At 29.3% G+C, this 1,717-nt stretch carries 4 protein-coding genes; all 4 read right to left on the reverse strand.

All coding sequences use genetic code 11. The annotated features are described in order from the left end of the window. Positions 1–230, reverse strand: a 230-nt coding sequence (locus HNP68_RS06700; RefSeq protein ID WP_183221681.1) for a BlyB family putative holin accessory protein, incomplete at its 3' end; no start/stop codon positions are given. Positions 231–233: 3 nt separating this feature from the next. Then, positions 234–428 carry a BlyA family holin gene (locus HNP68_RS06705; protein ID WP_183221607.1) on the reverse strand — a complete coding sequence of 65 codons (195 nt, stop codon included), beginning with the start codon at positions 426–428 and terminating at the stop codon, positions 234–236. 71 nt (positions 429–499) lie between these two features. Beyond that, positions 500–1,312 carry a DUF685 domain-containing protein gene (locus HNP68_RS06710; RefSeq protein WP_183221683.1) on the reverse strand — a complete coding sequence of 271 codons (813 nt, stop codon included), beginning with the start codon at positions 1,310–1,312 and terminating at the stop codon, positions 500–502. A 9-nt stretch (positions 1,313–1,321) separates the two neighbouring features. Further along, positions 1,322–1,717: DUF735 family protein (locus HNP68_RS06715; RefSeq protein WP_183221685.1), on the reverse strand; the 396-nt coding region annotated here is incomplete at its 5' end.

Consider the following 1,717-nt stretch of genomic DNA (forward strand, 5'->3'; position numbering starts at 1 on the left):
ATTTTCTCATTCAGTGGAGAGAGTGTTTTATCTATTGTTGGTGTTAATGCATTCTCAAGTCTTTCCATATTTGATTTATAGATTAGTTTATAATGAGAATACAGTTCATAAACCAAAAAGAATCCTTTATGTGCAGGCTCATCAAATTCATTTTCAAATTTAGAAAATATTTCAATAAGGTTTGATATAGACGTAAGCCCCAGCTCAAGATTATCTTTAGATAATTTCATAAATTAATCCCGTTTTTTAATATGATTATTGCCATTTCCATTTCTAAAAATCTTGCCCACTACTATTGACAATATGTCTTTTAGTAAAGGTTTTAAAAGAATTAATACTCCTAGAACTAGTACAGTGACAAAAATCATTACAGCTATAAGTTTAATTTCGTTTAAATTTATAAGAAGTTCAGTTATTTTAATATCCATTTTTAATCCTTCATTTTAATTTTTTTTTGATATATATATTATATACCAAAACTTTAATTTTTGCTAAAAATTTACAGTTTCATAAGAACTGGTACAGGACTATGATTTTGGTAGATTCTTTTTTGAATATACCATCCTTTATACAGTGGGATTACACCAGTAAGAGTTTCGCTTTCGAAAACTAGATTTCGGCTATATTGACTATCAGATTCATCCGAATATCTTAGATATAAGAATCTACCTTCTCTATCGAATTGGTCTATGTCAAGTTCTATATCAAGATAAATGGGGTTATCATCATCATATTTATAAAAAATTAGAGTTGCACTCCTTGATTGGTCTAAATCTACTTGGAATCTTTGATTTTTATAATCAGACGGATAAAGTGTAGTGCCCGCGGGTGCGTTCAGAGTAGCATCAAAATTAGATGGCACTCCTAGTAATTGTTTGGGAACTGGAGTTTTTTCAATACTACTTGAAGACATTATCAAAAGATTATCACTTCTAGATAGAGTGGAGGAAGATATACTATCTGTAAGGCGAGATTTAATTTTGCTAAAAAGACTAGAAAGTTTATCAGACCCATTTTCAATTAGTTTGTCTAATGTTTTAGTGTAAATTTTTTCTACAAAGCTTGTATCAGCTGCAAGTTCTTCAGCGATTGTAGATTTAATTATCTCTTTAAAATAATCAAGTCCTTCACCTTTAAATGTTTTGTCTTTAGCAGTTTCTAAGAAGTTTTTAAAAGTAATAGCATTGCAACTTGCAACCCCATCATCTATTAGTAAAAGATGGTCGTTTTCAACGGTTGTTACCTTATTTAAATCTTTTATTTGAACTGTTTCTTGTTCATCAATTAATAATTTTTCTTGATCACCAGCCATTAAGCCTCCTTAATTGTTAAAAGTGATAATATTTGCACCGTCTTTATTATTTATTTTTAATACTCTACCTATAGGAATAATTCTTTTTATAAAAGCATAAATTGAATGATCATATCCTTTAGGAAGAGAGTTGAATACTAAAGCTTTTTTAGATGCAGCATATCCATCTTTTTTTTCTCTAAGTATTATCTTTTTAAGCGGTTTTCTTGGTGCAGTACTAGGAGAAATAAATGTAATAAAATTTGTTTTTATTGCCCCTTTTAGTGAGATATCAATAACACCCGCTTCTGGTGTAGTAACTGTAACATCAACATTTAAAAACGCCTTGAAAATCAATCTAAATGACTCATCAGTGCCAATATGGCGTAAAGCAAAAATAACACTGTTTATGTTGGTTGTAATACT

The organism is Borreliella yangtzensis (assembly GCF_014201775.1).
Taxonomy (GTDB): domain Bacteria; phylum Spirochaetota; class Spirochaetia; order Borreliales; family Borreliaceae; genus Borreliella; species Borreliella yangtzensis.

Excerpts from the sequence above, each read along its gene's own strand:
- HNP68_RS06705 (WP_183221607.1), bottom strand. The coding sequence starts at position 428 with ATGGATATTAAAATAACTGAACTTCTTATAAATTTAAACGAAATTAAA.
- HNP68_RS06710 (WP_183221683.1), bottom strand. The coding sequence starts at position 1,312 with ATGGCTGGTGATCAAGAAAAATTATTAATTGATGAACAAGAAACAGTT.